Here is a 25422-nt window from a genome sequence, read left to right as displayed (position 1 = left end):
TTATTTACTTAGCAGCGTCTAGTGATGCAGTGTCATTAACTGCAGCAGCTGTCATAGTTTTAACAATACGTTTTGTTAGACCAGTAAGAACCTTACCTGGGCCTAATTCTAGTAGCTTTTCAACGCCTTGCTCATTCATCGCTTGTACACCTTCAGTCCAACGAACTGGGCTGTATAGCTGACGAACAAGTGCGCTTTTGATTTTTGCAGGGTCTGTTTCAGCAATAACATCGACGTTATTGATAACAGGCAGTGCCGGTGTGTTGAACTCTAGAGCTTCTAGAGCAACCGCTAGCTTGTCTGCTGCAGGCTTCATAAGGGCACAGTGAGACGGCACAGATACAGGTAAAGGAAGAGCACGTTTAGCGCCTGCTTCTTTACATAGTGCACCAGCACGCTCTACTGCTGCTTTGTTACCCGCGATAACAACTTGGCCTGGTGAATTGAAGTTAACTGGAGACACAACTTCGTCTTGTGCCGCTTCTTCACACGCTTTAGCAATCGCTTCATCATCTAGACCGATGATTGCGTACATTGCACCAACACCCGCAGGAACCGCTTCTTGCATCAGTTGACCACGTAGCTCAACCAGCTTGATCGCTTCTTTAAAGTCGATAACACCCGCACACACTAGTGCAGAGTATTCGCCTAGGCTGTGGCCTGCTAGGTTTGCAGGTTGCTCTAGACCAAGCTCTTGCCATACGCGCCAGATTGCAACAGACGCAGTGAGTAGAGCCGGTTGAGTACGGAAAGTTTCATTTAGATTTTCTACTGGACCATCTTGAACCAATGCCCATAGATCGTAACCAAGTGCTTCTGAAGCTTCAGCAAATGTCTTTTTAACAACATCATACTGTTCGCCTAGGTCAGCAAGCATACCGATAGCTTGAGAGCCTTGGCCTGGGAATACGATAGCAAATTTGCTCATTGTAATTTTCCTTTAAGCAAAGCAAAAAATTGAATAAGGCACATAAGTTATGTGCCTTGTTTGTTGATTATCGCTTGGGGTTAGAATTTAACTAACGCAGAACCCCAAGTGAAGCCGCCGCCAAATGCTTCGAGTAGAAGCGTTTGACCACGTTTAATTCGCCCGTCGCGAACAGCCTCATCAAGGGCCGTTGGTACGGTAGCTGCCGACGTATTGCCGTGCTTATCAAGAGTAATCACAACTTGATCAAGCGACATCGTCAGCTTTTTAGCGGTTGCCGAGATAATACGGTAATTCGCTTGGTGTGGAACTAACCAATCAAGCTCTGACTTATCCATATTGTTCGCCGCTAATGTGTCTTTAACTAGCTTAGAAAGCTGAGTTACCGCCACTTTAAATACTTCGTTGCCCGCCATGTGCAGCCATTTGTCTGCATCACCGCCACGCTCTGGAACTTCTAAGCTTAGAAGCTCACCATATTTACCATCAGAGTAAATGTGAGTAGACAAAATACCTGGCTCTTCGCTTGCGCCTACAACCACCGCGCCTGCAGCATCACCAAATAAGATGATAGTAGAGCGGTCAGTCGGATCACAGGTTTTTGACAGTGCATCCGCACCGATTACCAAAACGTTTTTACACATACCAGTCTTGATATGTTGATCAGCAACAGACAGTGCATAGACAAAGCCAGAACACGCCGCAGCTAAATCAAACGCAGGGCAGCCTTTGATACCAAGCTTACCTTGTACCTGACATGCCGAAGACGGGAATGTATGGCTACTGCTGGTTGTCGCAACGATGATTAAATCAATATCTTCTTTGTCGATACCTGCCATCTCAATGGCATTCTCAGCAGCGTAAAACGCCATATCCGCAACGGTTTCGTTTTCCGCTGAAATACGACGCTCTTTAATACCTGTTCTAGCAACGATCCACTCATCGCTAGTCTCTACCATTTTCTCTAAGTCTGCGTTAGTACGCACCTGAGATGGCAAGTAGCTGCCAGTACCTAAAATTTTGCTATACATGAAGACTAATAATGCCTCTCGAGTAAAACCGCTTCCAAACGATCGCTAATGCGGCTGGGGACTTGTCGTTTGACCTCGTGTACTGCTTCACCAATCGCGTTGACGACTGCAGACACATCAGCACTTCCATGACTTTTAATGACAATGCCGCGCAATCCTAACAAACTTGCGCCGTTATACTGGTCGGGGTTCAAGGTTTTTAATTCAGTAAATAGCTCAGAAAACAACATTCTGGCGATCCAACCCTTTATTGTTGAAGCCATCATGCGCGTTTTTAGCTTATCAATAAAGAGCTGAGCTGTACCTTCGCACGTTTTTAAGCAGACATTGCCCACAAAACCATCACATACGACGACATCAGCGGCATCTTGAAGTAATTGATTACCTTCAATATAGCCTATGAAGTTAACAGACTGAGTATTAGACAACATTTCCGCACATCGTTTCACAAGGTCATTGCCTTTGATTTCTTCTGCACCGATATTCAAGATAGCGACACGTGGAGCGCGACCTAAATGTTGTTCTGCTAATGCACTGCCCATTACAGCAAACTGAAACAGTGAATCTGCGTCACTAGAAACGTTCGCTCCTAAATCAAGCATCCATGTACGGTTGCCAGAAGCAGTAGGCAAAGCTGAAACCAATGCAGGCCTATCAATACCGGGAAGGAGTTTGAGTCTGAAACGAGATAACGCCATCAGTGCGCCAGTGTTACCACCACTCACACAAGCATCAGCCTGTGATTCGGCAACCAAATCGATAGCAGCACGCATAGAACTACCCTGACTATTACGTAAGGCTAGTGAAGGTTTTTCAGAATTGGAAATGACTCGATCACAATGCTGGATACTCAAACGAGAATCAGGCATTCGACCTAATGAAGATAATTGAGATGTGATCGCATTTCGATCACCTATGAGAATGACTTTTAGCTCTGGGAAATACGACAGTGCCTGCACGGCGGCAGGCACTGTTACACGAGGACCGAAGTCCCCGCCCATTGCATCAAGCGCAACGGTTAGATTTTGCAAAGGTCAACCTTACTTGTTGATAACCTTTTTGCCGCGGTAGAAACCTTCGGCAGTCACGTTGTGACGTAGGTGAGTTTCACCTGAAGTTGCGTCTACAGAAAGTGCAGCTGTAGTTAGCGCATCGTGTGAACGACGCATGCCACGCATTGAACGTGATTTCTTGCTCTTTTGTACGGCCATTGACCCTACTCCTATGTAAATTCTTAAAGATACTTACTAATAAGTTACTTCTTTAAGTTTTTTAAAACATCAAATGGATTCGGCTTTTTATCTTCCTCAATTTCTTCAGGAAGTTCACCAAACACCAAGTTATTTGAGTTAACGCTACATTTCGCATCGTCGTGCATTGCTATTTGTGGCAATCCAAGGATGAACTCGTCTTCAACTAATTGAATCAGGTCTAACTCACCGTACTCGTTCAGATCTACCAAATCGTACTCTTCCGGTGCTTCCTCTTCACTTTTCTCGCTGTAAACAGGAGTATAAGTAAATTGGACATCGCACTCATGTGCGAAAACCTCATTACAACGTTGACACTCTAAATCGACTTCGACGTTAGCTTTACCAGAGATAACGACTAATCGTTGTTCATCAAGCCCAAATGACATTGAGACTTGCGCGTCACGTTTTACGCCTTCAGTTGTTTCAGTTAAACGCTTCAAAAGACTGACTTGAATGATACCATCCATATCGAGTCGTTTTTGAGCCGTTCTTGCCGGATCAACTGTACGCGGTATTTTTTCCTTTTGCATAGGGCGCGAATCTTATCTTCCAAATCGTGTTTAGTCAAAGGAAATGGCAAAAAAAATGTACTTTCCTACCTTTCCTGTTCAGAGCATTATGAATAGCAGGATAAGTTACGTTATCCTGAACTAAATGCTTACACGAATTGTAAATTAAAATGAGAAATTACCAACTAGTTTTAGCTTCTACATCTCCATTTAGGCAAGAGATCCTCAAAAAACTACAGTTAGACTTTGTCACAGCGAAGCCTGACTGCGATGAAACACCACTTCCAGAAGAGACACCTCAACAGTTAGTGATGCGTCTTGCCGAGACAAAAGCCAAGTCTTGTACTACCGAACAACCAAGCCTAGTGATTGGTTCCGATCAAGTGTGTGTGATTGATGGAGAAATCATTGGTAAACCACACACTCGTGAAAAAGCGATTGAGCAGCTATCTCACCAAAGCGGCAAAAGCATCACTTTCTATACTGGGATAACCATATGGAACAGCGAAACCAATAAAGCCGACACTCGCTTAGATACCTTCATCGTGCATTTCCGTGATTTAACACAGCAGCAAATCATTTCTTATGTTGAGAAAGAACAGCCTTATTACTGCGCAGGCAGCTTTATGTGTGAAGGGTTAGGTATCGCGCTATTTAAACAGATGGAAGGTAAAGACCCGAATACCTTGATCGGTTTACCTCTGATCGATCTGGTTGATATGTTAGAAGCGCAAGGAATGAGCGTACTATAACGGATACCCTCTCTTTGTTAGAGATTCCCTACTCCTTCCTTCGTCAGTCTAGGGAAGGACGAAGATAGCTACATTATCCAATCAGCTCATGATGTAGAACCTGACTTTAAAAAGTCGTCATCCTTAAGAGCGAGGAAAGAGCGAGTTGGGGATCTTCTACAACAGATGAAAACAAAAAAGGTTGACGAATTTCGTCAACCTTTTTTGTTAATAGATAAGTAAGGCTAGAAACAGCTAACCCTTTCGTATCTCGTATCTCGTATCTCGTATCTCGTATCTCGTATCTTCTTAAAGCTTACGTAGACCAGTGAGTGCTCTCTCTAGCCTTTTTTCCATTGGAGCCGAGATATCCATCTTCTCTTCGCTACCTGGGTGGGTAAACTTAATGTTGGCGGCATGTAAGAACAAACGATTCAATCCTACTTTACCCGTGTAAGCATCAAAACGACGATCACCGTAACGGTCATCCCAAGCAATTGGGTGGCCAGTATACTGAGCATGTACGCGAATTTGGTGCGTACGGCCGGTAATTGGGCTTGCCTGAACTAACGTCGCATCTTGGAATTTTTCCAAAACCTTAAAACGAGTTTCAGAAGCCTTACCATTCGGGTTAACGCGAACAATACTGTTTACTTCATTTTTCAATAAAGGGGCATTAACCACTTTACAGCTGTTCTTCCATTCGCCCATCACTAAAGCGAAGTAGTATTTTTGAACCGTTTTTTCACGGAACTGTGCTTGAAGGTGTCTTAGCGCAGAGCGCTTCTTAGCAACAAGCAAAATGCCAGACGTATCTCTATCAATACGATGCACTAATTCAAGAAAACGAGCATCAGGGCGAAGTGCACGCAATGCTTCAATCGCGCCAAACTTTAGCCCACTACCACCATGAACAGCAGTGCCAGACGGTTTATTAAGAATCAGCATGTGATCATCTTCATAAATGATGCACTGTTCTAATTCAGAAACCTTATTGAGTTTCGTGCTTGGCACGTTCTCTTCTGTTTTCTCTTCAATAGTGACTGGCGGGATACGAACTAAATCACCTGCTTTTAGTTTGTATTCAGCCTTGATGCGTTTTTTGTTTACGCGGACTTCGCCTTTACGCACGATTCGGTAAATCATGCTTTTCGGGATGTTTTTTAATTGGTTGCGTAAGAAGTTATCAATACGCTGACCAGCCATATCTTCGTCAATGTCGACAAATTGGACTTGGGTTCTAATTTCGCTCATTGGGCCATTGTATCACTGTCACTTTTGATAATTGAGATTTTCTTAACCCTATTCTGAACTTATTTATCTATAATCCCTGCCGATCTATCCCTAAAAGGTCATTGAAGTTCTATATTTCTTTGATTCTTCGGACAAAAAAGCACCAAGCTTCCTGCAAATTAAAATATCAATTGATAAATTATTTATAGACAGTGAGTTAGAGCTATCAAAACCCAAACAAAAACTGTTTTTTTTACCGCATTACGACAAAGCAGATTGCTGTGTTTACCGACCACTGCTATAGTTCACAGCTGCTATCAATGGATTGACTAATATTTAAACAGCTAACCATTCATAAGCAAGTAAATGAGTAGATGACTCAGATTAGACAGTGCTGCAATCGGCGTAAGACACGGTCAACTGAGTTCCTTATCGCTCTACTCACGTACACTCATGTTGAGTATTCACCGCCACATCGCGGATCATAGGCTAACTCCCTATGATGACTGACGTGCCCCAGAGCATCCCTACTCCAGCCGGGAGGCTGCACCGATAAAGCCATGGGATCTGGCACCATGAGAAACGAATAAAGCGATAAGACCAATGATGAAAATAAGAAAAGACAATGAGAATTTCTAAATGAAAAGAATGTTAATTAACGCAACTCAAAAAGAAGAGTTGCGTGTCGCTTTGGTTGATGGCCAGCGACTGTTCGATCTAGATATCGAAAGTCCAGGTCACGAGTCAAAGAAAGCGAATATCTACAAAGGACGTATTACCCGTATTGAACCAAGCCTAGAAGCGGCATTTGTTGATTACGGCGCAGAACGTCACGGTTTCCTCCCTCTTAAAGAAATTGCCCGCGAATACTTCCCTGAAGGTTATACATACCAAGGCCGTCCTAGCATTAAAGAAGTGCTAAGAGAAGGACAAGAAGTAATCGTACAAGTTGAGAAAGAAGAACGTGGTAGCAAAGGCGCTGCACTGACAACTTTCATCTCTTTGGCGGGTAGTTACTTAGTTCTTATGCCTAATAACCCTCGTGCTGGCGGTATTTCTCGTCGTATCGAAGGTGATGAACGCACTCAACTGAAAGCAGCATTAAGCACTCTTGAGCTTCCTCAAGGCATGGGCTTAATCGTGCGTACAGCAGGTGTTGGCAAAAGTGCAGAAGAGCTAGAGTGGGACTTGAACGTTCTATTGAATCACTGGGGCGCTATTAAGCAAGCTTCTGATTCAAATGCAGCTCCTTTCCTTATTCACCAAGAAAGTAACGTTATCGTTCGTGCGATTCGTGACTATCTACGTCGTGATATTGGCGAGATTCTAATCGACAGCAATACTATTTTTGAACGTGCACAAGCGCACATTCAATTAATACGCCCAGATTTCATGAATCGCGTTAAGAAATACGATGGTGAAGTGCCACTATTTAGCCATTACCAGATTGAAAGCCAGATCGAATCAGCTTTCCAACGTGAAGTTCGTCTTCCGTCTGGTGGTTCTATCGTGATCGACCCAACAGAAGCTCTAACTTCTATCGATATCAACTCTGCTCGTGCAACAAAGGGCAGCGATATTGAAGAAACAGCGCTAAACACTAACCTAGAAGCAGCCGATGAAATTGCACGTCAATTACGTCTACGTGACCTAGGTGGTCTTGTTGTTATCGACTTCATCGATATGACTCCGGTTCGCCACCAACGCGAAGTTGAAAGCCGTCTACGTGATGCCGTTCGTTTAGATCGTGCACGTGTTCAGATTGGTCGTATTTCTCGCTTTGGTCTTCTAGAGATGTCTCGTCAACGTTTGAGCCCATCACTAGCAGAAGCAAGCCACCACATTTGTCCTCGTTGTACAGGTACTGGTGTTGTTCGTGATAACGAATCTCTAGCACTTTCTGTTCTACGTTTGATTGAAGAAGAAGCTCTGAAAGACAACACAGCACAAGTACTTGCTGTTGTGCCTGTTCCAATCGCCTCTTACCTTCTGAACGAAAAACGTCGCTCAGTAAACCACATCGAGAAGAACCAAGAAGTTAAGATCACTGTTGTTCCTAACTCTGACATGGAAACACCACACTTTGAGGTTATCCGTGTTCGTGAAGGTGAAGAGTTCGATCTACTCTCTTACTTGCTGCCTACCAAGCTAGAAGCTTTAAAAGAAGCAGAAAGCAAAGAACCAGTAGAACAGACTATTCGTCCTAAGAAGATCGAAGAGCCTGCTCTGAAAGGTTTCGCGGCTCCAGCTCAATCAGCACCTACTCCTGCACCAGCTCCTAAAGCTGTTGAAGAGAAGAAAGTTGAACCAGCTGCAACGCAAGAACCTAGCCTAATTGGTCGTTTCTTCAAAGCTATCGGTAGCTTCTTATTTGGCTCTTCAACTCAAGAAGAGAAGAAAGAAGAAGAGAAGAAAGAAGAAAAACCTAAGAACAATCGCAACAACGGTAACCGTCAACGCCGTGATCGTAACGACAACCGCCGTCGTAACCAACGTGGTGACCGTGGCGAACAACGTAACGAGCGTGGTGACCGTGGCGAACAACGTAACGAGCGTGGTGACCGTAGCGAACAACGTAACGAACGTGGCGACAATCGCAACGAAAACCGTGACAACAAACGCCGTCGTAAACCTGTACGTGATGAGAAACCTGAAGAGCAAAAAGAAGCAGCTCCACAGCAAACTCGTCAGCCTCGTAAGCCTAAGCAAGATCGTCGCAATAAGCCACGTGATGAGCAGAAGCAACAAGAAGAGCAAGTACCATCTAAATTAGCAGAAGAAGGTCTACAGCTAGCGGCAGAAGCTCAAGCTGATAAACCAGAAGCGCCAAAGGCGAAGCCTGAAGCAAAAGCTGTGAAAATTAAAGAGCGTCGTCAACGTCGTAAGCTGAACAAACTGGTTCGAGTTAAAGACCAGCAAGCTCAAGCAGAAGCTGACAACAATGCCGATAACGCTTCAAAAGAGCAAAAGGTACAAACAGCAAATCACGAACAAGCTGTGGCTCAAGAGCAAAAAGTTGCGGAACAAGTAGATGCAACTCAAGTAGATGCTGAGCAAACAGAACAGGAAGAGCCGAAGCAACGTCGTAACCGTCGTTCTCCACGTCACCTACGTGCAAGTGGTCAACGTCGTCGTCGCGGTCGTGATCGTCGCCCTAACCCATTCCGCCTACGTAAAGGTGGTGTAGCTTCTCCTGAGATGGCTATGGGTAAAGTGATGCCTCGCTTCATTCCAAAACCTCACCACAATCAGACAAAACCTGAAGTGGCGGAAATGGACGTTGCTGTTGAAGCTCAAGTTGCTACTGAAACTCAAGCTGTTGTTCAAGCTCAAGAGCAAAATACAGCTCAAGAGAATGCACTTCAAAGCAACGTAGTGATGGCTGGCGGTTTTGCTTGTCCTGAATTAGCTATGGGTAAAGTAATCATCTCTCGTGAAGACGCAGTTGCTGCTGAAGAAACTCGCTCTGAAGCTCAGGTAACTGAAGCTCCTGCAGTCGTTGAAGAAGCACCAGTGGTTGTTGAAACTGAGAAAGTTGAAGCTCCAGTGATTGTAGAAGCGACGAAAGTCGAAGCGGCTGTTGCAGTAGAAGAGACAACACCAGTTGTTGAAGCTGAAGCACCTAAAGCTGAAAGTGCAAAAGTTGAAGAAGCGCCTGTTGTAAAAGCAGAAGCTCCTCAAGCTGCACCAAAAGCAACGGTTGCTAAGAAGCAAGCAGGCTCACCAATGACTAAAGCTCCTGGTCCACAAGAGATCAAAGAGATTGAAGTTGTTGCAGCTCCGTTCCGCACTGAGCGTTTTGTACCGAAAGGTGCAGGTAGTCAAGCAGCGTCGAACCAAGCTGGCGCAGGTATGACTAAGCCAAACTACTAGCGATTACTGATAGATAATCACAAGTAAATAGAATCAAAGGCTGCTTATTAAAGCAGCCTTTTTCATATCTACTAATCGAATAAAAATTAACAGATATATTACTCAAAGTTAGGTTCAACCTTGAACTTAGTCACATTTTTGGGTAGCATTCGCGCACTTATCTTTTCGACACTTCGCTATTGCCGCTCTTTTCCATCACTGTTTGGCTACGCAATACACTCGTGTCGGTAAATCCATTTTTAGCATAGCTGAGCAAACATGTTCGAATTCCCACAATTTTCAAAGCACTCTGTAAAGAATGACGTGCTTTCAGGTCTTACAGTAGCCCTAGCTCTGGTACCTGAAGCCGTAGCATTCGCCTTTGTTGCTGGCGTTGACCCAATGGTTGGTCTTTACGCAGCATTCATCGTAGGTTTAATCACTTCCGTCTTCGGTGGTCGTCCAGGTATGATTTCTGGTGCAACTGGCGCAATGGCCGTTGTAATGGTGAGCCTAGTGGCAACCCATGGCGTTCAATACCTATTCGCAGCCGTTATGCTGGCTGGCCTTCTGCAAATTGCAGCGGGTGTATTCAAGTTAGGTAAATTTATCCGTATCGTTCCACACCCAGTAATGATTGGTTTCGTGAACGGTTTGGCAATTGTGATCTTCCTAGCTCAGCTTGGTCAATTTAAAGCGCCAGACGTAACGGGTGCATTAACTTGGTTACCTAGCGGTCAAATGACACTGATGTTAGGCCTAGTCGCACTCACTATGGGTATCATCCACTTCCTACCTAAACTCACTACAGCAGTACCTTCTTCATTGGTAGCTATTGTAACGGTAACGGCTTTGGTTGTAGGCCTTGATCTTGAAACTCGTACTGTTGTTGACTTCCTACGTACTATGTCTGGCGACGAAGCCGCTACGCTAGCGGGCTCTCTACCAACGTTCTCTATTCCCGCAGTTCCGTTTTCTTTCGAGACACTTCAGATCATCCTGCCATACGCTATTATCCTTGCAGCTATCGGCCTGATCGAGTCTCTACTGACACTAACGGTACTAGACGAGATGACAAACACTCGTGGCCAATCTAACCGTGAATGTGTTGGTCAAGGTATGGCTAACGTAACGTGTTCTGTATTCGGTGCGATGGGTGGTTGTGCGATGATCGGTCAATCGATGATCAACGTAAACTCAGGCGGTCGTGGTCGTCTTTCAGGTATCGTAGCGGCAGTTGCACTACTGATGTTCATCCTGTTTGGTTCTGCACTGATTGAAATGATTCCTCTAGCAGCACTTGTGGGCGTAATGTTCATGGTTGTTATCGGTACGTTTGAATGGGCAACCTTCAAGCTTGCGCGTCGCGTTCCTAAGCAAGATTTCTTCGTTATCGTTCTGGTTACCGTGGTAACAGTACTAACGGACCTTGCGGTCGCTGTTGGTGTGGGTGTTGTTGCTTCGGCACTAATGTTCGCATGGCAACATGCTAAACACATCTACGCAGACAAATCAGTTAACGCTGAAGGCTCTAAAGAGTACAAAGTTAACGGCCCAATCTTCTTTGGTTCAACCGCTAACTTCCTTGAGTTGTTTGACGCATACAACGATCCACAAGATGTTATCGTTGATTTCGCCAACTCACGCGTAACAGACCACTCTGCAATTGAAGCGATCGACACGATTGCTGACCGTTACGCTGCACTAGGCAAAACACTTCACCTTCGCCACCTAAGCCAAGACTGTGTTGCTATGCTGCACAAAGCCGGTAGCTTAGTTGAAGCGAACGTTGCAGAAGACCCAATCTACAAAGTAATGTCTAAGTAATCTTAGCTGTAGCTTTAAGTTAGATTTAGAAAGGCCGACATTCGATGTCGGCCTTTTTTATATCGATGAACCTTGATACTTTATCGCCCACCCAAGAACACAGCGTCTACACTACATTGAACGCAGTATCGCTTCGCTAGACTCTTCGATTAAATCCAACACCAACTCAAAGCCATTTCCTTCACCGTAATAAGGATCTGGTATCTCTTGATATTGTGACTCTCCAAAGCTCAAGAATAGCGCAAGTTTGTATTGAAGGTGGGCTGGACACTGATTCGTTAAATCATCTAAATTCGCCTGATCTGCGGCTAGTATTAAATCAAACTCATCAAAATCATTCATCACTACCTTGCGAGACGTAATACCTTTGAAGCTGTAGCCACGTTTCTCACCTGCAGACTTTGAACGAGAGTCCGGTGGGTTGCCTTGATGAAAATCAATCGTCCCTGCAGAGTCGACCACAACGTCAATATCCAGTTGTTGCGCTTTCTTCCTTAGCACCGCTTCACCTGTTGGCGAACGGCAAATATTCCCCATACAAACTACGAGTATCTTTTTCATCCCTAATCACCTGTTCTTCCGATGGTTTTTGCTATCGTTAAGTTAGGCTATGATAGGCGCAATCACAACTTAAAAGGATTTGTTATGTCGACCGAAGACAACAAAGAACAACGCCATAAAGCAAGACAACAGAAAGTAAAAGAACAAGTTGATGCGCGAGTGGCTGCAGCACAAGAAGTGAAAGGCTTATTGTTGGTTATTACTGGTAACGGTAAAGGAAAATCAACATCCGGTTTTGGTACCATTACACGTGCCGTTGGTCATGGTAAGAAATGTGCCGTTGCACAATTTGTTAAAGGGACTTGGGATAACGGCGAAAAGAACGTTCTTCAAAAACTGGATGTGGAATTCCAAGTCATGGGAACCGGCTTCACTTGGGAAACCCAAGACAAAACAAAAGATATTGAAGCCGCACAACGTATCTGGAAAGAATGTCAGCGCATGCTAGCCGATGAGTCGATTGACGTAATTCTGTTTGATGAGCTGACTTATATGGTGAGCTATGGCTATATCGAACTGGATGAAGTGGTAGAAGCTCTGAATAACCGTCCTAAAATGCAGTCAGTAATCATTACTGGCCGTGGCGCGCACCGTACTCTTACAGAGATGGCGGATACGGTATCTGAAGTTCGTAACGTGAAACACGCTTTCGAATCGGGTGTGAAAGCGCTTCAAGGCGTTGACTGGTAATCGCATTCAACTAGAGATCCCCGACTCGGTCATTCTTCCCTCTCGAGGATGACGACCACTAGACTGTCACGTCCTTGAACAAAGCACGACTGCCTATCGTCATTCCCTTGAACGAGGAACGAGTGTCAAAGGTAATCTCTTTGCTTACTAAGCCCGGATAATAATCAGCACCTAAACAAAAGCGCCACTCCTGCAACAAGAGTGGCGCTTCTTTTATATACGAGTTAGGCAAATATTAGTTAAAGAAACCTTTCAACAAACCGTCAACCGCTTCTTTGGTCTTCTCGTCTTTGATCTTATCCGTTAGCTTATTCACACCACGGTCGATCTCTTTTTGTGCTTTTTGCTTCAACACATCATCAAAAACAAGCGCAAATTTCGGGTCAGCCCATTGGCCTGTCACCTTAATTGGGATGGTCACATCTTTCAGGTCATCAATGTTCTTACCGCCCTGACCTTCAAGCGAACCAACAATCGATGTACGAACAAGGAAGTCGACCGTTTCATTGATGAAGTTTGCTTTACCTTGACCTGTCACGCGTAGCAGTGGTGACTGTGCCGATAAGTCGTTCGTTGAAACCCAACCCTTATCAACTTTCAGTGTCGCTTTCATTGCACTGAAGTCCGTTTTTTGAGCTTCATTTGTGCTTTCAACTTTTTCGCCTTTGATCTTAGCGTAGTTTTCTCGAATCAGTTGAGCAACGTTGATGCCATTAACAGCACCATCTTCAAAGTTAATCACGATAGTACCGACTAGGTTCTTCTTGATTCCTGTTGGCGTCAGGCTCTTACCTTTAACGTTAACATCGATATTACCCGTACCTTCCAGCATATCGTTGTTCGCTACATCAACCAGTAACGGTTGAACCTTCACACCTCTAATTTTCTTCTTAGCCGTGTAAGTCGCTGGTGTTTTACGAGCGTCTAGCTTAGCGGTCGCAGAAATAGAACCTTGGTAAAGATTCGAGGTGAATGAGGTTAGCTCTGCAATACCACGATTAACCGAAAATGCCGTTTTAACGTTCTGCATCTTCGCGTTGTTCGCCTTGAACTTATCAATCGTGATGTCACCTTTCACGTCTAGCGTTTTCAGAGCCGACAGATCAGGTTCGACTTCTTTAGCAGGAGCTGAACTACCAGAGTTTGACGTTGAGCCACCAGCAGAACCAGAAGGAGCAGTGCTCGCAGTTTCTGTTGAGTTGCCTAAACCTAAGAATTCATCTAAATCAATGTTCGGGCTATGAAGAGAAAAACGAACCTTTGGTATTTCAGATAGGGTTACGTCTGCTTTACCGTCTAAAGCAATAGCGTTAGCTTGTAGCTTCTCTAACACAAAGCTCAGGTGGCTCTTATTAAGATCGAAGCTTAAATCAGACAGCATGTCGACTTTCATTGGAGACTGAGGAAGCGTGTCACCTTTGAATGTTGAATCTAACGTTAGCTTATTCAGCGTTACTTTTGAAATCGCGCTATCAACCGTAAGTTCACCGCCACCTTTAAGATCAAGGTCAAGGCCAGCCGCATTGCCGATTACAGCGTAAGTCAGTTGGTTTACCTTATCGAACTCAAACGTATTCAAACCAATCTTTGCTGACTCAATCGACGTTGCTGGATCATTGAACTTAGCGTTTAGGTCAATATTACGCAGTGCGTAACTTGCGAAGCCTTCCGCTAATTTGAATTCTGCACTGCCGTTTGCAGAGAACTTCTGTTGGTTGTTTTCACCAGAAGCCGCAAACGTCGCGGTTGTCCATGTATCAACGGCAAACTCAGAAAGGTTCAAAGACACATCGTATAGCTTAGTGAATGAACCTGCTTGCTTGTCGTCCATCTCAAACAATGCATTTGAAACAGTGACGCCTGCAAGGTTGATCGTCCAACCAGATGCGTCTGTAGCACTTTGCTCTTGAGGCGCAGGTGTTGATTCAGAACTTGCGTCGGCTACAGGCTCAGACTCTTGAGGAGCTGATGCTTGCGTTAGCGCGTCGATATTCTTACGACCATCTTTAAGCGTTTCTAAATAGAATTCTGCACCGTCTAGAGTAATGTTACCAATCTCTAGTTGGTTGCTAAATAACGGGGTAACCGAAACATCAACGCCAACGGTATCAACCTTAAACAGGTTTGGTTGGGTGAACCCTTCAGGGTTACGTAATTCAGTTTGACCAAGTTCGAAGCCAATAGATGGGAAGAATTGCCAGCTGATATCGCCCTCGATCACGAGCTCTAGGCCTGTGTGTTTTTGGGCTTGTTCGACAATTAATGGCTTAAATTGGTTAGGGTTCACTAACAGCACTAGTGCCAGAATTGCTGCAACGACAACAAATACTGGTACAGCTATGAAAATGAGTAGTTTCTTCATCCGCATATTCCTTGCTTAGATTCCAAAAGAAAGTGGCACTATAAAAGTGCCACTGATTCGGTAAAAAATAAAGCTAAGTGAGTCACTTAGGCAAATTTTTATTCGATTAAGACTTCAACAACTTCGCAATGTGCGCTTTTAGCACGTCAATCGCAATACGGTTTTTACCACCACGAGGAACGATAATGTCGGCATGTTGTTTTGAAGGCTCGATAAACTGCATGAACATTGGACGTACTGTTTCTTGATATTGCTTAAGTACCGTGTCCATTGTACGACCACGTTCTTCTACATCACGCTTAACACGGCGTAGTAGACAGATGTCTAACGGTGTATCCATAAACACGCTTGCGTGCATTAGTTTACGAAGACGCGGGTCTGTTAGAAGCAGAATACCTTCTAAAATGATCACTTTCTTAGGTGTAAGTGTAGTCGTTTCAGAAGTACGTGTGTGTTCTGTGTAGCTGTATTCAGGAACTTCTACCGCATTGCCACTCATTAGCTGCTGTAGGTGTTCACATAATAGATCATGATCCAGTGCATTTGGGTGATCGTAGTTAGTTTTAACACGCTCTTCCATACTCAAGTGGCTTTGGTCGCTGTAGTAGCAATCTTCCGTGATAACACCAATTTGATGGTCGCCTACTTTCTCGCGCAACTCATTATAAATTGTACTAGCAATCAGACTTTTTCCTGATGCTGAAGCGCCAGCGATACCTACGATGACACATTGATTATTATCAGACATTAATTTTGCACCCGATATGGTTTGGTGGTGGGAAGAGATAAACCGCCTGATTATAGGGGCTAAACAACATAGATTCTAGTCGCCATTCTAGCTAATTGCAGTCAAATTGATGTTATCTATACATTAAATGAATACAATCGTTTGCTTTAGAATAACTGGCGTACAACTATTTGCACAAACCCAACGGCTCTTTAGCCAAATACAAAAGCTATTTATCTCACCCAAACATTATTTATACGGCCTTAAGACTTATCTACTCTAATCAACCATAGAAAAGTTGATCGCTTCCGGTCTCGCTTTTCCCGTCCAGAACATTTTCGCAGCTACATTTTCAGCCAATTCTAAGTAATGACGAGTGTGTTCGCTGTCCGGGCGACGTATAACCGTTGGGCAACCCGCGTCGATGTCTTCTCGTACATCAATATGCAGTGGAATTTGCGCCAAAATATCGAGGAAGAACTCTTCCGACATGGCTTCTGCACCACCAGCACCGAAGATATGCTCTTTTTCGCCACAATGACTACAAATATGGTAGCTCATATTTTCCACTAGGCCTGCAACTGGCACGCTCACTTTATCGAACATCGCCACACCTTTACGTGCATCGGCTAAAGCCAAGTCTTGAGGAGTCGTCACGACTACCGCGCCCGTTACTGGGATCTGTTGCGACAACGTTAGCTGAATATCACCTGTGCCCGGTGGCATGTCGATAACAAGATAATCCAACTCTGGCCATACGGTTTCGTTAACAAGCTGACCTAAAGCCTTCGCTGCCATTGGGCCACGCCAGATTGCAGCATCATCTTTCGACACAAGATAGCCAATAGAATGAGTAAAAATGCCATGCGCCTCGATTGGCATCATCCATTTGTTATTCTGTACTTCTGGTTTTGCGTCTAGCTGACCAAGCATCATAGGCACAGATGGACCATAGATATCCGCATCCAACAAGCCCACTTTTGAACCTGACTTAGATAACGCAAGCGCAAGGTTTACTGAAGTTGTCGATTTACCCACCCCACCCTTTGCTGACGTCACGGCGATAATGTTCTTAACGCCTTTCAATGGTGTTGCGACTGTAGTTTCTAGCGCAGACGGCTTCACTTTTACTTCAAACTGAAAAGTGCTGACAAGCTGTTGTTCAATCTGGGAGTGAATCCACTGTTCCAGTTCAACCGCGAGCTGATTAGCTGCAAAAGGCAAGGTAATGACAAATGACCCACGCGGATCAACCGATACAATATTTTGGTGTAGCGCCCACTCTGGGATGAGGATTGGTGACTCGAACTCATTCAACCATGAACAGAAATCTTGCTTAGAAGTAAAGTTACGCATTGGGGCTCCTTTTTTTATTTATGCTATCACCCACGGGATGAAGACTGAACCCCTAAAAAACTAGGGGAATCCTTTGTCTGATACCTTGGCGTATCACACGTTATAAAGTAGTATTACCTCTCAAAATTTATACCTATCAAAAAAGCGAATTATTAAGTATGGCAACTGATCCAAGACAACTTTTGGTAACTTGTGCGCTTCCGTACGCTAACGGCTCTATTCACCTTGGCCATATGCTTGAGCATATCCAAGCTGATATCTGGGTTCGATACCAGCGTCTACGTGGCAACACTGTAAACTTCATCTGTGCTGACGATGCTCACGGCACGCCAATTATGCTTAAAGCTCAACAGATGGGTATCACGCCAGAAGAGATGATCGCTGCTGTTAGTGAAGAGCACCAAAAAGACTTCGCTGGCTTTGATATCAGCTTTGATAACTACCACAGCACACATAGCGAAGAAAACCGCGAACTGGCTTCTCACATCTATCTAGAACTTAAAAAGAACGGCTTCATTTCTAGCCGTACTATTTCTCAGCTTTTCGATCCTGAGAAAGAGATGTTCCTACCAGACCGCTTCGTAAAAGGTACTTGCCCTAAGTGTAAGTCAGAAGACCAGTATGGTGATAACTGTGATAACTGTGGTGAGACATACAGCCCAACTGAGCTAATTAACCCTAAATCAGCGGTTTCTGGCGCAACTCCAGTAATGAAAGATTCTGAGCACTTCTTCTTCGACCTACCTCAGTTCGAAAGCATGCTTAAAGAGTGGACTCGTTCTGGCTCTCTACAGAATGAAACTGCAAACAAAATGCAGGAATGGTTCGAGTCTGGTCTGCAACAGTGGGATATCTCACGTGATGCGCCTTACTTCGGCTTCGAAATCCCAGGCGAAAAAGACAAGTTCTTCTACGTATGGCTAGATGCACCTGTTGGCTACATGGCTTCTTTCAAGAACCTATGTGACAAGCGTGACGATCTAAACTTTGACGAATACTGGAAGAAAGACAGTACAACTGAGCTTTACCACTTCATCGGTAAAGACATCGTTTACTTCCACAGCCTATTCTGGCCTGCAATGCTAGAAGGCGCTGGTTTCCGTAAGCCAAACAACGTATTCGTACACGGCTACGTAACGGTGAACGGTGCGAAGATGTCTAAGTCGAAAGGCACATTCATCAAAGCAAGCACGTACTTAAACCACCTAGACCCTGAGTGTCTACGCTACTACTACGCTGCGAAACTAAACAGCCGTATTGATGACCTTGACCTTAACCTTGAAGACTTCACTCAACGTGTAAACGCTGACGTCGTAAACAAGATTGTTAACCTAGCGTCTCGTAACGCTGGCTTCATCACGAAACGTTTTGAAGGCAAACTTGCTGCTGAATTTGCAGAACCTGAGCTATACAACGAATTCGTTGCTGCTGCTGAGCGTATCGGTCAGCTATACGAAACTCGTGAGTTCAGCCGCGCTATCCGTGAAATTACTGCACTAGCAGATAAAGCTAATCAGTACATTGACGAAAAAGCACCTTGGGTTCTTGCGAAAGAAGAAGGCAAAGAGAAAGAGCTTCAAGAAGTTTCTTCTGTCGGTATTAACCTATTCCGCGTGCTAATGGCTTACCTGAAACCAGTTATGCCAGAGCTTGCGGCGCGCACTGAGGCTTTCCTAAACGAAGAGCTAACGTGGGAAGCGATTGCTACACCGCTAACTGATCACGAAATCACTAAGTTCAAAGCGCTGTTTAGCCGTATTGATCCGAAGAAAGTGGAAGCAATGATCGAGTCTTCTAAAGAAGATGCAGCCGCAGAAGCAGCTGCGAAAGAAAAAGCAGAAGCTGAAAAAGAGCAAGCAAGCCAAACTGAGCTAGACAAAGAGCCAATCGCAGACGAGATTGAGTTCGATGCCTTTGCAGCAGTCGATATGCGTATTGCTCGTATCATCTCTTGTGAAGAAGTACCAAAAGCGAACAAACTACTGAAATTCCAATTGGACATCGGTGGTGAGACTCGCCAAGTATTCTCTGGTATCAAGTCAGCGTACAAACCTGAAGAGCTAGAAGGCAAGCTAACGGTAATGGTAGCAAACCTTAAACCTCGTAAGATGAAGTTTGGTATGTCTGAAGGCATGATCCTAGCTGCTGGCCCTGGTGGCAGTGACTTGTGGATCCTTGAACCACACGAAGGTGCTCAACCAGGTATGCGTGTAATGTAATTCTGGTTTCAGTCAGATAACAAGCACTCATAGCGAAATCCCTAATGCACTTTTAACTTGAATGAGTTAATAAGCATTGGGGATTTTTTATACCTACCGAAAATAAGCGTTCTCTGTTAGAGTCGCCGTCAACTATGCTATGTAGAGTAGAAATTGGTTTGTCGACGATAACGGGCTAACCAACACCTCTTTACTCTCCAAACCCTTTTTAGGAATCCCCAGTGACTAACAACGAAATCTTGCGTCGTATTCAACACGCGCTAAACCTTAAAAATGCACAGATCATTAAAGCTATCGAGCAAGCTGATGTGACCGTTGCTCATGACCAAGTGATCAACTGGCTAAAAGACGACAACGACAAGTCATGCTCTACGATGAAAGATAAAGAGTTAGCGGTATTCCTAAATGGTTTTATCAACCTTAAGCGTGGCAAAAAAGAGGGTGTTCAGCCTAAACCTGAAGTTGCTCTGACTAACAACATGATTTTCATGAAGCTGCGTATTGCGTTGAACATGAAAGCAGAAGATGTATTAGATATATTAGAAGTGGTAGGCATCAGCCTAAGTAAGTACGAAATTGGTGCCTACTTCCGTAAACCAGAGAACAAGAACTACAAAGTATGTGAAGACCAACTACTTTGCGATTTTCTAAATGGTGTGCAATTTACTAACCGTCCAGACTCAGAAGAGTTTGCAGGGTAAGTTACTGCCTATTGATAAGTTTTCACCAACTATCGATAAATAAAAAGCGGCGAGATAATTTGATTATCTCGCCGCTTTTTCGTTTTCTTTACGTCGTTTACTTAATAAGTAAACCAACCTAACAAGACTTTAATGAAAAGACCTAGCTGTCGTCTTCAGTAAAGTTTGTTGGTAACGTTGTTTTCATCTCGTTCCAAATCTGTGCGCTTGCGATACCGTAGTTACGAATCACAAGTGGTAAGTTTTCACGCTCACCACTTTCACAAATAACAAACAAGTCTTTGTAGAACTCCATGGCTAAACGACGAGCTTCTGGGTTAGAGAAGTAGTAGCTGCCAACACGGTCGTACAATTTACGAACACCGTTGAAGATCAGACCATAAATTTGGTTACCTGAATGGAATGCTAAACGTTGGAAAAGCATGTAATCGTAGAAGTTAAAAGTTTTAGCAACTAAGATCGTTTGACGCTTCGTTTCATCTTTTTCTGCGTCTTCTTTCACTGATTGTTTGATCTTGTCAGCGTACGGGGAAGACTCTAAGAATTCATCCCATGTCGGTGCCGCAAGTAAAGCTTCACAAGATTCAATCACGTTAGTAATCGTACGCTCAGAAGCTTCTTTATTTGCTTTAAATGCATAGCGCATAAAAATAGGGCTGATATTGGTGCGTGCAGCAAGTAAGTCTTCTACCATTTTGCTTGCGTTATCAACATCCAACGTCATTAATGTATCAAGAATATGAAGACCTGACGTTTCCATAAACTGGTTAACTTTAGTTGGCTTACCGTGTTGGATTGTCAACCAACCATCACGAGCAAGACGCTGAAGTACTTCACGAAGCGTAGTACGTGTAACACCAATCAGCTCAGAAAGCTCACGCTCTGCGGGCAAGATAGAACCTGGAGCGAAACGGCCATTCCAAATACTTTCAATGATATACTTTTCTGCAAATCCTGCCGGGCTTTTAGCCTTAATGACCATCTACACTTCAATCCAATTTAATTATTCTGTTCTAATTTACTCATCATACCACTAGTTCACACCCAGCGGAAACACCCTCAAAAATTTTACTCACCCAAAACACCAGTAGAGTTAAAACTCTAAAGTTCAGCACACGTTTGCACCCTAGGTTTGAAAAGCAAGCAACGATAAACCACCATTTCAACAAACCATTAACACAACAAATTTTCTTTAAAATCAATGAGATTGGTCATAATTTCAAAGTTATTAATTTGCAATATTAAGTTGTAATAATCATATATAAACCGTCGTTATTCTGTTAATTTCAATCATTTCGCTGAAATATTGATTCTAGTCGGTTTTTATCACATTTTAAGTGGTATGCTTGCGCTACTTTGATCGCGTTTCTCAACAAAAAAGAGGTATTTTTAGGGCTACAGGGGTTTTCCTGTTGACTAAATGTTATCTAAGAGTAGAGTTGCGCTCAAAAATTAGCAGTGCTTGAGTTTCTAAGGGAGTGACTTGGCAAGACCACAGAACATTACATGGAATGTAGTTTTTCTAAGTCACTGTTAGTTATAGTTTTTAACAACCTCTATAGCTCGATTCTCAAATGTTGTATTGCTTATCTATTCATAATCAACATAAAAGAGTATTAACATGCCGATGTCTCTCGGAAACGCTTTTATCAAGAACTTCCTTGGTAAGGCTCCTGATTGGTATAAACTTGCCATCATTTCCTTTTTAATCATCAACCCGTTTGTTTTCTTCCTAGTTGACCCATTTGTTGCGGGCTGGCTATTAGTGGTTGAGTTTATTTTCACTCTAGCTATGGCTCTAAAATGCTACCCTCTTCAACCGGGTGGTTTATTGGCAATTCAAGCGGTCGCCATTGGCATGACCAAACCCGAAATGGTTTATCATGAGCTACAAGCAAACCTTCCAGTTTTACTCTTATTAGTATTCATGGTTGCTGGCATCTATTTCATGAAAGAACTGCTTTTGTTCATTTTCACGAAGATCCTGCTTGGCATTCAATCCAAAGTCCTACTCTCTGTCGCTTTCTGTATCGCTGCTGCTTTCTTATCAGCATTCCTAGACGCACTAACGGTAATCGCCGTTGTAATCAGCGTTGCAGTTGGCTTCTACTCTATCTACCACAAGGTCGCATCAGGTAAGGGCACAACGTCAGCACACGATCATACTCACGATGAAGAGATCTCTGAGCTTACACGTGACGATTTAGAAAACTACCGTGCTTTCCTACGTTCACTACTTATGCACGCTGGTGTGGGTACTGCACTCGGTGGTGTAATGACCATGGTAGGCGAACCGCAAAACTTAGTGATTGCTAAGCAAGCCGGCTGGGAATTCGGTGAATTTATCATCCGTATGTTGCCAGTAACATTGCCTGTATTCATCTGCGGCATTATCACTTGTGCACTTGTAGAGAAATTTAAAGTATTTGGCTACGGTGCAAAACTGCCAAATAACGTTCGCCAAATCTTAGTTGAATTTGACAACAAAGAACGCGCAAACCGTACAAAACAAGACGTAGCAAAACTATGGGTTCAAAGTGCAATCGCAGTTTGGCTTATCGTAGGCCTTGCGCTTCACGTCGCTGAAGTCGGTTTGATTGGCCTTTCAGTTATCATCTTAGCAACGGCGTTTACTGGTGTAATTGAAGAGCACTCAATGGGTAAAGCCTTTGAAGAAGCGCTACCATTTACTGCACTTCTTGCTGTCTTTTTCGCTGTCGTTGCTGTAATCATTGACCAGGGACTGTTTAAGCCAGTGATCGATGCAGTACTTCACGTTGAAGATAAAGGCGCACAGCTCGCACTATTCTATGTGGCCAACGGTATCTTATCGATGGTGTCAGATAACGTGTTCGTAGGTACGGTTTACATCAACGAAGTGAAAACTGCACTGGTTGAAGGCATCATCACTCGTGACCAATTTGACCTACTTGCTGTTGCTATCAACACAGGTACTAACCTACCTTCTGTTGCTACGCCAAACGGTCAAGCTGCATTCCTATTCTTATTAACATCGGCACTTGCCCCGTTAATTAGACTGTCTTACGGCCGCATGGTTATCATGGCTTTGCCATATACTATCGTACTGGCTCTTGTTGGCCTTGCTGGTATCGTGTTCTTTGTTGAGCCGATGACTGCTTGGTTCTACGATGCAGGTTGGATCATTCAGCGTACTGGTGAGGTTGTCGCTCCAGTTATCTCTGGTGGTCACTAATCCGATTTTGTGTTGCGAAACACAATAAGTGTATCTAACTAATCAAAAATATTAGTTGATTAGGAAACTTATCCAAGATAAAAAGCTCTGAGTATTCAGAGCTTTTTTATTTTATAGACGGGATTAAATTCGTGAACTTTCTTGCAATGCTCAAAGACTTCTCTAAGGGACGTTTATCTTGGCTTTTACTGCTGGCTTTTATTGTCTTTTTTGAGGCATGCGCTCTCTTCTTTCAACACGTGATGATGCTTGGCCCTTGTGTGATGTGCATCTATGAGCGCGTTGCTATGCTTGCTATCGGTGTCGCTGCAATGATTGGTGCTATTGCTCCGAATAACCCGATATCACGTTGGTTAGGCCTTGCTGGTTGGGGATTTGGCGCCTACAAAGGTTTGACGTTGGCTTTAGAGCACGTCGATTACCAGTTTAATCCGTCTCCTTTCGCAACCTGTGATTTATTCGTTACTTTCCCTAGCTGGGCACCTTTAAACCAATGGGCTCCGTGGATGTTTGAAGCTTACGGTGACTGTAGCAAGGTGGTATGGCAGTTCTTAGAGCTTTCAATGCCTCAATGGCTAGTGATTATCTTTGCGGGTAACTTGGTTGCTTTCGGTTTTGTGGTTATATCTCAATTTGTAAAATCGAAAAACGATTAACACTAGATCATCTAAATTAGAACAACAAAAAGTCGACCACAAGGTCGACTTTTTTATCGCTTAAGCTTTTTATCACTTAAAGAAAGTCTATCACTCAAGCTGAGTTACTCAACAAGCCGTGATTAACTGTTTTTGCCACAGCAGTGTTTAAACTTTTTGCCGCTTTCACATGGGCAAGGGTCGTTTCGACCGATATCTTTAAATGGGTTCACACTCTGTGACTTATTACCCAGCATCGCCTCATCAGCCGCCATTGCAACCTCTGAAATCATCAGATCTATCTGATCGATTAAATCGGCAAGCGCTGGTGGATTTTCGAGCCCGGCCGCAACCATTTGTTGCTGAGTTTGTTCTTCATCAATCCCAAGCATCAAGGTTGTTAGGAGTGCTTGCAGCATACGCAGAGTACCATCCGCGACAGTTACACTTTGCCACTGCTTTTCCACTGTTGGCCAAACCATCATGAAGCCTTCAGCGAAATCCGCGAATTGTTCGTTAAAGTCACCATCAACAAGTACGTCTGTCAGTAAGTATTCACTACGCTGAATCAGGTTGTGCTGGCGATTAATCTGTTCCGTCACGATTGTTACAAGCTCTTTACCTGTTTCAGGTGCAACGATAGCTAACCATTCTTCTGGATCGAGTGGTTTGGTCGCTAAGTTGGAAGCAAGGATTGAACCTTCAATGAACTGTGGAGTAATGTCAGTGATTGATTCCGGTAGGCTTAATAATTGATATGTCATGAAAGCTCTGAATATTGGGGCATTTTCGATATTATAACGCCATACTCCCCAAGATGTCGCCAACCACTTTCCTCTGTTTTCCCGCCAGTAACCATACGCAAACCATTGCTATTCAAATGTCGTCGACATTTTACTTATTTCGCTTTGATAATCAGAATATTGGGTGTAAAAAGCCCACTGAAACATTCAGTTACATATAGGCGTATTCATCATGAAATCAAGGTCCCAAGGTTTTACATTACTCGAGCTTATCGTGGTGATCGTTATTTTAGGTGTATTAGCGGTAACCGCGGCGCCTCGTTTTCTTGGTGTTCAGCGAGACGCTCATGAAGCGTTAGCGCAAGGTGCGTTTTCAGCATTTAGAAACAGCATCGATATGTACCACTCGCAATGGCTTGTCGATGGTGAGCCTGCTTTTGATCAAGTGGTGAATTATGGTGAAGGAGATGTATATCCGTCGGAAACTGGTTTTCCAATTTCGGTTAGAGAACAACCGCCTACAGGAGATCCGCAAGTAGAAGGTGACCAATGTGTGGCACTTTGGAACTCTTTAATTGATTCTGATTTAGTCGCTCGTTCTCAATATGACACTGGCTTTATCCTTCCTTCTGATGAAGCGATTGTTAGTTGGTATACAGGAACACCCGAGTGCTATTACTACTACACTCCGAGCTTTACAACTTCTGAACGTTTACCCATTCTCTATTATTCACCGATTACCGGAGAAGTGAGAGTAACCCGAGAAATGGCGAACACCGCTCCTTAGTGACAATCTAACTAACAAACCGTACAATCACGCCTCGAATTTTTCGGTTCACTTAGTTTCGGT

At 43.9% G+C, this 25422-nt stretch carries 21 protein-coding genes; 9 read left to right on the top strand and 12 right to left on the bottom strand.

The window, feature by feature from the left end; genetic code table 11:
* Positions 1 to 4: 4 nt before the first annotated feature.
* From fabD to yceD, 5 genes are all read right to left on the bottom strand, one after another.
* Positions 5 to 928 carry an ACP S-malonyltransferase gene (gene fabD, locus L3V36_RS18870; protein WP_017078125.1) on the bottom strand — a complete coding sequence of 308 codons (924 nt, stop codon included), beginning with the start codon at positions 926 to 928 and terminating at the stop codon, positions 5 to 7.
* A gap of 80 nt (positions 929 to 1008) precedes the next feature.
* The gene (locus tag L3V36_RS18865) at positions 1009 to 1959 is read right to left on the bottom strand and encodes a beta-ketoacyl-ACP synthase III (RefSeq protein ID WP_010437276.1); all 951 of its coding nucleotides are present in this window, start codon (positions 1957 to 1959) and stop codon (positions 1009 to 1011) included.
* A gap of 5 nt (positions 1960 to 1964) precedes the next feature.
* Positions 1965 to 2990: a phosphate acyltransferase PlsX gene (gene plsX / locus L3V36_RS18860; protein ID WP_017062152.1), complete on the bottom strand. Its 1026-nt coding sequence runs from the start codon at positions 2988 to 2990 to the stop codon at positions 1965 to 1967.
* A 9-nt stretch (positions 2991 to 2999) separates the two neighbouring features.
* Entirely contained in the window at positions 3000 to 3170 is a 171-nt protein-coding gene (gene rpmF, locus L3V36_RS18855) for a 50S ribosomal protein L32 (RefSeq protein WP_004737376.1), read from the bottom strand.
* A 44-nt stretch (positions 3171 to 3214) separates the two neighbouring features.
* Complete coding sequence (gene yceD / locus L3V36_RS18850; protein ID WP_004733994.1) at positions 3215 to 3742, bottom strand: 23S rRNA accumulation protein YceD; 528 nt, start codon at positions 3740 to 3742, stop codon at positions 3215 to 3217.
* 149 nt (positions 3743 to 3891) lie between these two features.
* On the opposite strand from yceD, the gene L3V36_RS18845 reads away from it, so the two are divergent.
* The gene (locus L3V36_RS18845; RefSeq protein ID WP_102447618.1) at positions 3892 to 4473 is read left to right on the top strand and encodes a nucleoside triphosphate pyrophosphatase; all 582 of its coding nucleotides are present in this window, start codon (positions 3892 to 3894) and stop codon (positions 4471 to 4473) included.
* Between the two features lie 288 nt (positions 4474 to 4761).
* Here the strand turns inward: L3V36_RS18845 and rluC are convergent, their stop codons facing one another.
* Positions 4762 to 5706, bottom strand: a complete 945-nt coding sequence (gene rluC / locus L3V36_RS18840; RefSeq protein WP_017078123.1) for a 23S rRNA pseudouridine(955/2504/2580) synthase RluC — start codon at positions 5704 to 5706, stop codon at positions 4762 to 4764.
* 618 nt (positions 5707 to 6324) lie between these two features.
* On the opposite strand from rluC, the gene rne reads away from it, so the two are divergent.
* Both rne and L3V36_RS18830 read left to right on the top strand, forming a co-directional pair.
* Positions 6325 to 9558 (top strand): ribonuclease E, encoded by a 3234-nt coding sequence (gene rne / locus L3V36_RS18835; protein WP_102447617.1) that lies wholly within the window; start codon positions 6325 to 6327, stop codon positions 9556 to 9558.
* Between the two features lie 258 nt (positions 9559 to 9816).
* A complete protein-coding gene (locus tag L3V36_RS18830; protein ID WP_004733998.1) occupies positions 9817 to 11364 on the top strand; it encodes a SulP family inorganic anion transporter in 1548 nt (515 codons plus the stop codon).
* Between the two features lie 111 nt (positions 11365 to 11475).
* On the opposite strand, the gene L3V36_RS18825 is transcribed toward L3V36_RS18830, so the two are convergent.
* Positions 11476 to 11925 (bottom strand): low molecular weight protein-tyrosine-phosphatase, encoded by a 450-nt coding sequence (locus L3V36_RS18825; RefSeq protein WP_017093775.1) that lies wholly within the window; start codon positions 11923 to 11925, stop codon positions 11476 to 11478.
* 84 nt (positions 11926 to 12009) lie between these two features.
* On the opposite strand from L3V36_RS18825, the gene cobO reads away from it, so the two are divergent.
* Entirely contained in the window at positions 12010 to 12615 is a 606-nt protein-coding gene (gene cobO / locus L3V36_RS18820) for a cob(I)yrinic acid a,c-diamide adenosyltransferase (protein ID WP_029224603.1), read from the top strand.
* A 235-nt stretch (positions 12616 to 12850) separates the two neighbouring features.
* On the opposite strand, the gene L3V36_RS18815 is transcribed toward cobO, so the two are convergent.
* From L3V36_RS18815 to apbC, 3 genes are all read right to left on the bottom strand, one after another.
* Positions 12851 to 14977, bottom strand: coding sequence for an AsmA family protein (locus L3V36_RS18815; RefSeq protein WP_208775269.1), 2127 nt, complete (start codon positions 14975 to 14977; stop codon positions 12851 to 12853).
* A gap of 106 nt (positions 14978 to 15083) precedes the next feature.
* Positions 15084 to 15725 (bottom strand): uridine kinase, encoded by a 642-nt coding sequence (gene udk / locus L3V36_RS18810; RefSeq protein ID WP_004734002.1) that lies wholly within the window; start codon positions 15723 to 15725, stop codon positions 15084 to 15086.
* A gap of 258 nt (positions 15726 to 15983) precedes the next feature.
* Positions 15984 to 17060: an iron-sulfur cluster carrier protein ApbC gene (gene apbC, locus L3V36_RS18805; protein ID WP_017078118.1), complete on the bottom strand. Its 1077-nt coding sequence runs from the start codon at positions 17058 to 17060 to the stop codon at positions 15984 to 15986.
* Positions 17061 to 17218: 158 nt separating this feature from the next.
* Between apbC and metG the strand changes: the two genes are divergently transcribed.
* Both metG and L3V36_RS18795 read left to right on the top strand, forming a co-directional pair.
* Positions 17219 to 19279, top strand: a complete 2061-nt coding sequence (metG, locus tag L3V36_RS18800; RefSeq protein ID WP_208775267.1) for a methionine--tRNA ligase — start codon at positions 17219 to 17221, stop codon at positions 19277 to 19279.
* A gap of 221 nt (positions 19280 to 19500) precedes the next feature.
* Positions 19501 to 19980: a DUF1456 family protein gene (locus L3V36_RS18795; protein WP_004734005.1), complete on the top strand. Its 480-nt coding sequence runs from the start codon at positions 19501 to 19503 to the stop codon at positions 19978 to 19980.
* A gap of 142 nt (positions 19981 to 20122) precedes the next feature.
* Here the strand turns inward: L3V36_RS18795 and fadR are convergent, their stop codons facing one another.
* Entirely contained in the window at positions 20123 to 20962 is an 840-nt protein-coding gene (gene fadR / locus L3V36_RS18790) for a fatty acid metabolism transcriptional regulator FadR (RefSeq protein WP_017084025.1), read from the bottom strand.
* Positions 20963 to 21601: 639 nt separating this feature from the next.
* Here fadR and nhaB point away from each other — a divergent pair.
* Both nhaB and dsbB read left to right on the top strand, forming a co-directional pair.
* The gene (gene nhaB / locus L3V36_RS18785; RefSeq protein WP_108149842.1) at positions 21602 to 23194 is read left to right on the top strand and encodes a Na(+)/H(+) antiporter NhaB; all 1593 of its coding nucleotides are present in this window, start codon (positions 21602 to 21604) and stop codon (positions 23192 to 23194) included.
* A gap of 131 nt (positions 23195 to 23325) precedes the next feature.
* The gene (gene dsbB / locus L3V36_RS18780) at positions 23326 to 23850 is read left to right on the top strand and encodes a disulfide bond formation protein DsbB (RefSeq protein WP_237296704.1); all 525 of its coding nucleotides are present in this window, start codon (positions 23326 to 23328) and stop codon (positions 23848 to 23850) included.
* Between the two features lie 122 nt (positions 23851 to 23972).
* Here the strand turns inward: dsbB and L3V36_RS18775 are convergent, their stop codons facing one another.
* On the bottom strand, positions 23973 to 24593 hold the full coding sequence (locus L3V36_RS18775) for a YecA family protein (protein ID WP_208775261.1): 621 nt from the start codon (positions 24591 to 24593) through the stop codon (positions 23973 to 23975).
* A 211-nt stretch (positions 24594 to 24804) separates the two neighbouring features.
* On the opposite strand from L3V36_RS18775, the gene L3V36_RS18770 reads away from it, so the two are divergent.
* Positions 24805 to 25359: a type II secretion system protein gene (locus L3V36_RS18770; protein ID WP_102481761.1), complete on the top strand. Its 555-nt coding sequence runs from the start codon at positions 24805 to 24807 to the stop codon at positions 25357 to 25359.
* Positions 25360 to 25422: the final 63 nt, after the last annotated feature.

Source organism: Vibrio sp. G-C-1, from assembly GCF_021728015.1.
Classification (GTDB): Bacteria; Pseudomonadota; Gammaproteobacteria; order Enterobacterales; family Vibrionaceae; genus Vibrio; species Vibrio splendidus.
The sequence above is the reverse complement of the archived record's forward strand: the minus strand, read 5'-3'. Positions and strand labels throughout refer to the sequence as shown.

Excerpts from the sequence above, each read along its gene's own strand:
- L3V36_RS18845 (WP_102447618.1), top strand. The coding sequence starts at position 3,892 with ATGAGAAATTACCAACTAGTTTTAGCTTCTACATCTCCATTTAGGCAA.
- udk (WP_004734002.1), bottom strand. The coding sequence starts at position 15,725 with ATGTCTGATAATAATCAATGTGTCATCGTAGGTATCGCTGGCGCTTCA.
- rpmF (WP_004737376.1), bottom strand. The coding sequence starts at position 3,170 with ATGGCCGTACAAAAGAGCAAGAAATCACGTTCAATGCGTGGCATGCGT.
- L3V36_RS18815 (WP_208775269.1), bottom strand. The coding sequence starts at position 14,977 with ATGAAGAAACTACTCATTTTCATAGCTGTACCAGTATTTGTTGTCGTT.
- L3V36_RS18865 (WP_010437276.1), bottom strand. The coding sequence starts at position 1,959 with ATGTATAGCAAAATTTTAGGTACTGGCAGCTACTTGCCATCTCAGGTG.
- L3V36_RS18770 (WP_102481761.1), top strand. The coding sequence starts at position 24,805 with ATGAAATCAAGGTCCCAAGGTTTTACATTACTCGAGCTTATCGTGGTG.
- fabD (WP_017078125.1), bottom strand. The coding sequence starts at position 928 with ATGAGCAAATTTGCTATCGTATTCCCAGGCCAAGGCTCTCAAGCTATC.
- fadR (WP_017084025.1), bottom strand. The coding sequence starts at position 20,962 with ATGGTCATTAAGGCTAAAAGCCCGGCAGGATTTGCAGAAAAGTATATC.
- L3V36_RS18825 (WP_017093775.1), bottom strand. The coding sequence starts at position 11,925 with ATGAAAAAGATACTCGTAGTTTGTATGGGGAATATTTGCCGTTCGCCA.
- nhaB (WP_108149842.1), top strand. The coding sequence starts at position 21,602 with ATGCCGATGTCTCTCGGAAACGCTTTTATCAAGAACTTCCTTGGTAAG.
- metG (WP_208775267.1), top strand. The coding sequence starts at position 17,219 with ATGGCAACTGATCCAAGACAACTTTTGGTAACTTGTGCGCTTCCGTAC.
- cobO (WP_029224603.1), top strand. The coding sequence starts at position 12,010 with ATGTCGACCGAAGACAACAAAGAACAACGCCATAAAGCAAGACAACAG.
- rne (WP_102447617.1), top strand. The coding sequence starts at position 6,325 with ATGAAAAGAATGTTAATTAACGCAACTCAAAAAGAAGAGTTGCGTGTC.
- L3V36_RS18830 (WP_004733998.1), top strand. The coding sequence starts at position 9,817 with ATGTTCGAATTCCCACAATTTTCAAAGCACTCTGTAAAGAATGACGTG.
- apbC (WP_017078118.1), bottom strand. The coding sequence starts at position 17,060 with ATGCGTAACTTTACTTCTAAGCAAGATTTCTGTTCATGGTTGAATGAG.
- yceD (WP_004733994.1), bottom strand. The coding sequence starts at position 3,742 with ATGCAAAAGGAAAAAATACCGCGTACAGTTGATCCGGCAAGAACGGCT.
- rluC (WP_017078123.1), bottom strand. The coding sequence starts at position 5,706 with ATGAGCGAAATTAGAACCCAAGTCCAATTTGTCGACATTGACGAAGAT.
- L3V36_RS18775 (WP_208775261.1), bottom strand. The coding sequence starts at position 24,593 with ATGACATATCAATTATTAAGCCTACCGGAATCAATCACTGACATTACT.